The sequence below is a fragment of the Lactococcus sp. DD01 genome, assembly GCF_001578715.1.
Classification (GTDB): domain Bacteria; phylum Bacillota; class Bacilli; order Lactobacillales; family Streptococcaceae; genus Lactococcus; species Lactococcus petauri.
Genome location: NZ_KQ968939.1, coordinates 501,924 through 510,025 on the forward strand (window position 1 = coordinate 501,924; position 8,102 = coordinate 510,025).

The following is an 8,102-nucleotide window of genomic DNA, read 5'->3' on the forward strand; positions in this document are numbered from 1 at the left end:
TTGTCTAAAAATTAGGTAAAGGACTACCAAGTCCATTGATTGCATGCATTATAGCATAATTAGGGATTCCTGAAAAGATAAGGAAACTGACCATAACGGCATTAAAAGTGATAAATATTGCAGCTCCACGTGTCCACATATTATCAGGAATATTCCATTTGTGCTTCTTCTTCATTCGCTTCCAGGCATCATAAATGATCATCAGGCAGGCATGATAAACACCATATAAGATATAGTACCACGTTAAACCATGCCAGCATCCCATAATAAACATGTTTACTAAGTAACCCACGTTTGAGATGGTCACCATATTTTTGGACCATTTTTTAACCATAATCCACTTTACTAAACGCATAAAGACAAAGTCTCTGAACCAGAATGATAAAGAGATATGCCAGCGTTGCCAAAAGTCGTTAATATTTTTTGCGAGAAAGGGTTTATTAAAGTTAATAGGAATTTTATATCCCATAATCAAAGAAACGCCCATCGCAAAAAGAGAATAACCTGCAAAGTTGAAAAAGAGATAAAAACCGTAAGCGTACATGCTCCCCATCATATTCCACAAATTGGGATGCAATGTTGCTTTTATCGCTAACTCATGCAGAAAATAATGTGAGATCAGATAAGAAATGATGAAATTATATAGGAAACCTTGGAAAATATAGAAAATCCCTTTTCCTAAATACTCCGAATACTTATCTGTCAGTGGCGCTTCTAGCTCTTTTTGGAAACGTCGAAAACGATCAATTGGCCCTGACGAAATGGTGGGAAAGAAATAAAGAAAATAGAGATATTCCTTTAAGGGAACTTCTTTAATCAGGCCATCGCGTAACTCAAGAATTACACTTACAGTTTTAAAGGTCACATAAGATATCCCTAAAAAACCAAGGATAGATTGTGGGTGCATCGGGTCCAATAAGGGCGTCACCTTAACGATTATTAAAGGTAGTAACGATGCAATCACTGCTAAAACGAACACCCAAGTTTTGTTTTGGAGTTTTCGATAGTGCTCGTAAAGCTTGATTAAAGTTGTTTCAAAAATCCCAAAACCCAGAAGGGACCAAAGACTGACTTTACCGCCGAAACTGATCCAGAGAAAGGCAATGGTCAAGATGACTTGATAGCCCATCCATTTTTTTCCATAGGCGTGTGCCATGATAAGTGGAAGCAGTGCTAACCCTAAAATCACAAAATAAAAAGGTGTTGCATATGGTTCCACTAGTTCTTACCTCCAAGGACTTGTTTGGTTAAGGCCTTTCGGTCAATTTTTCCATTGGGAGTAAGTGGGAAATCATCAAGATAAATGAATTTAGTCGGCATCATATAATCCATAATCGTATTTGAAAGTTGTGCCTTGATTTTTTTATTAAATGCGCGTTCTTCAGCCTTAGTTTCAAAACTTAGAGAAGAATGGATGACTGCTATTAATCCTGTTACTTTATGTGCGGTATTTTCTTGAGGCACCACTAATGCTTTTTCAATCTCAGCAATTTCATATAAATGAGCTTCGATATCCTGCAACTCAATCCTAAAACCATTGAATTTTATTTGAAAGTCGATACGACCATTATAGTTAAGGACCGAATTTTCATCAAAATAGCCTGAATCTCCTGTATGATACGCCTTCTTGCCTTCATACTCAAAGAAGACTTCTGCTGTCTTCTCCGAATTTTCAAAATATCCCTGAGCTACAGAATCCCCAATAATAATAATTTCATCATCAATGATTTGAATTTCAACTCCTGGCTTTGCAGTGCCAATAGGCAAGCGCTTATAGTCCTGAAGGATTGTTCTATCAACTTGAATACTTGTAATAGCACCTGTAGCTTCGGTTGGTCCATAAGTGTTCCAAACTTTTGCATGTGGGAACTTGTCGAGCAACTTTGATGCTGTTTTGTGCGTTAATTCCTCGCCACAAAAAATGAATTGCTGTAAATCTGGATGATTTTCTTCAACAAATGATGGATCAAGCAGGCATATTTCGATAAAGGATGGAGTAGAAACCCAGGTATTGATTGTACTTGAATTAAGTCGTTCAAAAAGTTTTTTGAAATTCGTTGTCTCCTCTTGACTAAGTGAAATCAAGGTCCCACCTGTTGTCAAGCTAGGATATAAACTGAAAATTGATAGATCAAAACTATATAGTGCTTGAGACAGAAAGTGATTATTTTCGATTATAGAAAAATCCTTATTCATCCATTTAGTGAAGCTAAGTAAGTTATTATGTGTTACTGCGACACCTTTTGGAAGTCCCGTTGTGCCCGAAGTATAGATAATGTAGTTAATATCCTCTCCGCTCACAGCTTGACGACTGTCAATCTGTGAAAAATCGAAATCGATATTTTCTTGGTATTCAGTATAAGATATTCTTGATGTAAAAAGTTGGGAAAACTTCCCTTCAAGTTCCACTGTATGTATGACTAAAGAGGGGTTTGCGGCTTGTTTAATCAGCTGCGTTCTCTCAAAAGGTGTATGGGCATCTACAGGAATATAGGCCCTCCCTGTAAGCGAAACACCGAGTAGTGTAGCTAATGATAAAAATCCGTTTTTACCAAATACAATAATTGGACGTTGGGAGATGGGCATTGCAGATATTTTTTGAGCTACCTGTGATGCTGCATCAAGCAATTGACGATAAGTATAATCTTGGTCGTGTTCGACTATCGCTAAACGCTCCGGATATTTTGTTGCTCCGGATAAAATTTCGTGAAAAATGTTCATGACATCTCCTTTCTAAAATTCGTTGTAGATAAAGTGTGCGCCTCCTGTTTTACTATAAGAATAAAGATAAAGTAGAATTAAAATAACTACGAAGTAAAACAGTGTCTTTCCCAAAAAGATGAATAATTTTTTATATTTTCTATTCATAATATATGATTGTACTATAATTAAATTGTCTGTAAACTTACATTTTGGTAAGTTAAGTTGAATGGTAGAAAACCTTCTCGATATAGTCTTGTGCTGCGGGCATTTTACAAATCGAACCATGAGAATAGCGTTCTCCTGGGCTATTTGTATAGGTGAATTTTTCCGTTATATTGCCATTTTTTTCAAAGAGGTTATAAACAGAAAAGAGATCCGACCACGGGAGAACGCCATCAAAGTCAGATCCGACAGGCGTATCTAAAGCCATGAGATAGACATGGATGCCCTTATCCATTTTTGAATAATTTTTCTCAAAATAGTTATAATCAGCGCTTTTGTTTTCGGGACCATTTTGATACAGGCTTTCCATGGTCTCGTTGGTTCTTAATTTTTCTTTGCGATTAAATTCACCATCTAAGGCAACAAACTTTTTAGCGGGAGGTAAATTTTTATCTTGCGAGTAATTGATCAAAAACCGCATAGCTCCACCTGCTCCCGAAGAATAGCCTAAAATATTATACCAAGGGACATTATAGTGTGCCGCTAGATATTCTATTGTAGCTTTTATCGCATACTGATAGATTTCGTGATTATTTGTTCCATGATCTGTCCCAACAGCAATAGCTGGATATTTATTACTAGCATCAATTTTTCCAGTAATTCTTAATTTATATTTGTTTCCTGTTTCTGCAATTACAGTGAGGCCTGGTTTTGCGGCATTATTTTTATTGGTTACTGCTTGAACTAAATGACTGATGTTGTTTTTAGGACTGCCACTTGAGCCAGTAACATACAATGTTGGGTAAATGGTAAGCTCTGACTTTAGTTGCTCTTCCGTTTTTTAATCACGCGCGTACTTGGCTCGCCAGGGCTTGCCTTGGTCTGTTGATAATATAAAGCAACACATAAAACTCCAATTACCGCAGCAATAAAAACAAAAAATGTCACACCTAACATATCGATTCCTTTCTTTCTCTTCTGCGCTCTTTTTTTCATATGTACTCCTTATATTTAAGCAAGCTTCAATCTCTCGAGCTAAGAAATATCAAACTCTTATACTCATTTTTCTTTCTATTTTATCTTTTTTTGCTTAACTGATTCCTTACTTTTTTGTAATAAAAGAACGGCCCTAGAAGACCGTTCTTTATTTAAAAATATTAGCGGATTTGACCATTTCCGTCAATTAGATATTTACTTGAAGTCAAAGCTTCTAGTCCCATTGGCCCGCGTGCATGGAGTTTTTGAGTGGATATCCCAATTTCAGCACCAAGTCCGAAGACAAAGCCATCTGTAAATCGTGTCGATGCATTTACATAGACTGCTGCTGCATCAATCTCCTCTTGAAATTTTTGAGCATTAAAGTAATCTTTAGTTACGATACTTTCTGAATGGCGACTCGAATATTGATTAATATGTTCAATTGCTTCATCTAAATTGTCAACCGTTTTAACTGACATAATATAGTCTAAGTACTCTGCACCAAAATCTTCTTCTTGAACGGCAATTGCTAAGCTTTCCGCACAAGCTTGGAGAATTTTCAAGGAACGTTCATCTGCTCTAAACTCAACCTCATGTGCTTTTTTCAAAGCTTCCTGCAATTTAGGTAAAAATTCAGCAGCGATTTGTGCATGTACTACGAGACTTTCAGCAGCATTACAAACACTTGGGCGCTGTGTTTTAGCATTGACGACTATTTTTGTAGCCATGTCTAAATCAGCAGTTTCATCAACATAAATGGTACAGTTTCCAACTCCCGTTTCAATAACAGGAACTGTTGCTTTTTCTTTTACACGGTTAATCAATCGAGCAGAACCTCGAGGAATAAGTACGTCTAAAAATTGATCAGCCTGCATCATCTTTTCTGCTTCTGCATGACTGGTATCCGTGAGAAGCTCTACGGTACTGGAGTTAATTCCTTGCTTATGTAAACTTTCTTTAATAATTTCAACTAAGACTGTATTAGAATGTATGGCGTCTGAACCACCGCGTAAGAGAACACTATTCCCTGTTTTAAAACAAAGTGAAAAGGCGTCAATCGTCACATTTGGGCGACTCTCAAAAATCATCCCAACCGTACCGAGTGGCACACGTTTTTGGACAATTTTTAGCCCATCAAGATTTGTGAAACCTTGTAAAACTTGGCCGATAGGATCAGGTAAGTCCGCCACTTGACGTAACCCAAGTGCCATATCCGAAATTCTTTCTGGCATCAATCGTAAACGATCTACCATAATATCCGAAATGCCATGTTCTTTTGCTTTAAGTAAGTCCCTCTCATTCTCAAAAATAATCCGGCTTGTGTTTTGAATGAGAGTATCTGCTAGGAAAAGCAGAAAGTTGTTTTTTGTTGCAGCAGATAGTTTTGCTGCTTCTTTGCTTGCCGCTTTGACTTTTACTCCTAAATCTTCAATCATCTTGCTTCTTCTTTCTCAATTTTTGGGTGAAAATAAGTCCCGATTTCCTGTCCAGCAATAATATCCTTTATTTCACGGATGCGTTCACCATTGGTCAGAACCATCTCCTGCTTGTTCTCAAATAAAATTTCTGCAGCGGCAAGTTTAGAGGTCATCCCGCCTGTACCAAAACGACTCCCGGCTCCGCCCGCCATTTGTCGTAATTCATCCGTTATGTCATGGATTTCTTTAAATATTTTAGCATCATCATAAATATTGGGGTTTTTATTATAAAGTCCATCGATATCAGAAAGCATAATGAGTAAATCAGCATCCACAAGCTTTGAAACAATCGCTCCCAGCTTGTCATTGTCGCCAAATTTTGTTTGGTGATCCATTTCATCGACAGCTATAGCATCATTTTCATTGATAATAGGGATGATTCCCAGAGAGAGCAGCGCATTCAAGGCATTTTCAGCATTATTTGAGCTCAGTGGAAAATCGGTAACATCCCGTGTTAATAAAAGCTGTGACACTTTTTGAGAATAACGACGAAACATTTGCGTGTAGAGACTCATCAACTCTACTTGACCAATACTTGCTAAGGCTTGTTGCTGTGCAATATCTTTTGGACGTTCATTCATCCCAAGAACGTTTAACCCTGCTCCGATAGCTCCTGAAGTTACTAAGATAACTTCATACCCCTTATTATTTATATCGGATAACACAAAAGCCAGTTCATCTATATTTGATAAATTTATCTTCCCATTCGGTAAAATCAACGAGCTTGTACCAATTTTTACTACGATTCGTTGTGCTTTTAGTATATTTTTTCTTGTCATAATGCTTAATTATACCAATATCTGAGCACAAATACACTTATATACCTCAATTATTGCAAAAAATTAGAAAAAACCACACGATCGAGACCCTGTGGTTAAAAGAAATACTTTAATCTTTCCTTTTAAAGTTGTAAAAAGCTAAAGCAAGAAAGGCAAGTGTAGCTGATGCTAAGATTATCCCAAACTGTCCTGAGCCTCCTGTATAAGGTAAGACAAAATTTTTAGATAAAAGGACATTAATCGTTATGTCACTAGCGCCAGAGAAATGCGCAGTCTGTAGCTCCGCAATTGTGGGATAAATCTTGGTATCTCCAGGATACTGATACCCTTCAATAAAGTATCCATTTGGCGCTGTCGCTTTTGGATCTGTAAGTGGTGCGCCTGTTAACACACCTGTTTGGACAATGTCAGCAGGGGCAGCCGGTGGATTAGATATACTTGGATCGTATGTGTAGTGCCAACTTATCTTATTTGCAATAGGTGTATAAGTAATCACGAAATTATTTGCTGCTGCTCCTTCTTTAAAAGTATTGGCTTGAGTCGCAGTTATTAATGGCGTAGTTGTTTTAATTACTGTAGAGCTCGCAACAGCATTGGAATCCGATGTGTATGTTATTCCATTTGGTGCACGCACAGCCACAGAATAGCCACTAAGAGCCTTATCATTTGGAGGAGCTACAAAGGTCTGGTAATTGTTTCCCGGAGAATTTATGCCCGATGTGTCTCGCGCAATGGTGTCACCGAAGCCACCATTAGAAGTTGCTTGACTTGGAAGATTCCCATAAATCTGTCCGGCATTTCCATTATAACCTGGTGTAATATTGGCCCAACCATAAGTATAGTTTGCAATTTCCGCATTTGCTGTAAGCATAGCCATTACATTGTTATCAAATGCCCCTTGATTATTAATTATTGGTGCTGCACTTAAAGATGAGATTCCAAAATACATTCCCCCATTTTGCTGAGTTATCGCTGCTGTGAGTGCCAAACTAATCGATACATAATAAGGTGTAGGTGTATTAGCTGATCCCGTTTCCGGATTTGTCTGATCAATCCAAGATGACCCCTTGTTATTCATCACAGCAGAATAATGATATCCTGTCGGGGCAGCTCCTAAGCCACTTATTGCGAGTGGTGCGCCAGTCAAGCCTTTTTGGCTATAGGCATTGGGTGGGAAAGGTGGTAAATTTCCAAAATTTGTAAACGCATAGCCATAATTAATATAAAATGTTTGCTCCTCTGCACTCAAAATGACTTGAAAATCATTTGTGGAAGGCATGTAAACACCAGGTGTCGTTGTGTTCGAAGTCGTACCAAATACATTATTAACCGCTGCTAAAGCTGCAGCCAGTGTGCTGTAGATTGTGCCGTTGGGTGCCTTATAACCCGAGATATAATAGCCTTTGGGTGCTGCAGATAATGTTGGCGCTGTTAGAGCTCCTCCAACGGTTCCTTGCTCTGATACACGTGCCGGAAGTTGCCCAAGTAAAGTACCAGCTATCCCGTTTTGTCCAGGAACATTCGCCGCCCATGCATAACTAAAATTGGCTTGCGCAGGAGATACTAGGTTAAATTCAAGCTGTGCGGAATTTTGATAGCTGGTAATTTCTGTTGCTGTAGGAATTTTTTGACCAGTAAGCTTGTTTAAGTCTGCTAAATTACTATGAAAGGTTCCAGTTACTCCAAATGCACCACTTGTAGGACTTGCCAGCAGACTAGCAGCTCCGGTACTATTGTAACCGTTAATGGCGTAAGCTGAAGGTGAACTTGCATTTAGCACAAATGGCATTGCACTTGCGTCCGTTCCTAGGATGCTACTTCCAGATGTTTTACTTGTATTAAGCCGAACATGTTTCGCAGAATTTAGCGTAAAACTGTCAGTAGCAGCCAATGTTCCTAAGAAAGCATTTGAAGTATTCCCTGTACTATAGTCAAAACTCGCCCCCTGTCCAATCGTTGTTTTAAAAGCGCCACCAGTAGCATTATAATCAAAGAATCCGGG

At 38.3% G+C, this 8,102-nt stretch carries 7 protein-coding genes and 1 pseudogene; all 8 read right to left on the reverse strand.

Annotated elements, in window-relative coordinates:
- Positions 1-4: 4 nt before the first annotated feature.
- On the reverse strand, positions 5-1,219 hold the full coding sequence (gene dltB, locus LACDD01_RS02490) for a D-alanyl-lipoteichoic acid biosynthesis protein DltB (protein WP_061413103.1): 1,215 nt from the start codon (positions 1,217-1,219) through the stop codon (positions 5-7).
- The gene (gene dltA, locus LACDD01_RS02495; RefSeq protein ID WP_061413104.1) at positions 1,219-2,721 is read right to left on the reverse strand and encodes a D-alanine--poly(phosphoribitol) ligase subunit DltA; all 1,503 of its coding nucleotides are present in this window, start codon (positions 2,719-2,721) and stop codon (positions 1,219-1,221) included. Before dltA ends, dltB begins: the two co-directional genes overlap by 1 nt.
- 12 nt (positions 2,722-2,733) lie before the next feature.
- Complete coding sequence (locus tag LACDD01_RS12615) at positions 2,734-2,988, reverse strand: teichoic acid D-Ala incorporation-associated protein DltX (RefSeq protein ID WP_369814472.1); 255 nt, start codon at positions 2,986-2,988, stop codon at positions 2,734-2,736.
- Entirely contained in the window at positions 2,921-3,661 is a 741-nt protein-coding gene (locus tag LACDD01_RS02500; protein WP_231863348.1) for an alpha/beta hydrolase, read from the reverse strand. Before LACDD01_RS02500 ends, LACDD01_RS12615 begins: the two co-directional genes overlap by 68 nt.
- A gap of 26 nt (positions 3,662-3,687) precedes the next feature.
- Positions 3,688-3,861, reverse strand: a complete 174-nt coding sequence (locus LACDD01_RS12225) for a hypothetical protein (protein ID WP_231863349.1) — start codon at positions 3,859-3,861, stop codon at positions 3,688-3,690.
- A 161-nt stretch (positions 3,862-4,022) separates the two neighbouring features.
- The gene (locus tag LACDD01_RS02505; RefSeq protein WP_061413105.1) at positions 4,023-5,279 is read right to left on the reverse strand and encodes a glutamate-5-semialdehyde dehydrogenase; all 1,257 of its coding nucleotides are present in this window, start codon (positions 5,277-5,279) and stop codon (positions 4,023-4,025) included.
- Positions 5,276-6,100 (reverse strand): glutamate 5-kinase, encoded by an 825-nt coding sequence (gene proB, locus LACDD01_RS02510; protein ID WP_019335545.1) that lies wholly within the window; start codon positions 6,098-6,100, stop codon positions 5,276-5,278. The genes LACDD01_RS02505 and proB overlap by 4 nt, the downstream gene beginning before the upstream one ends.
- 109 nt (positions 6,101-6,209) lie before the next feature.
- A pseudogene (locus LACDD01_RS02515) lies at positions 6,210-8,102 on the reverse strand (hypothetical protein); the annotation flags it as partial.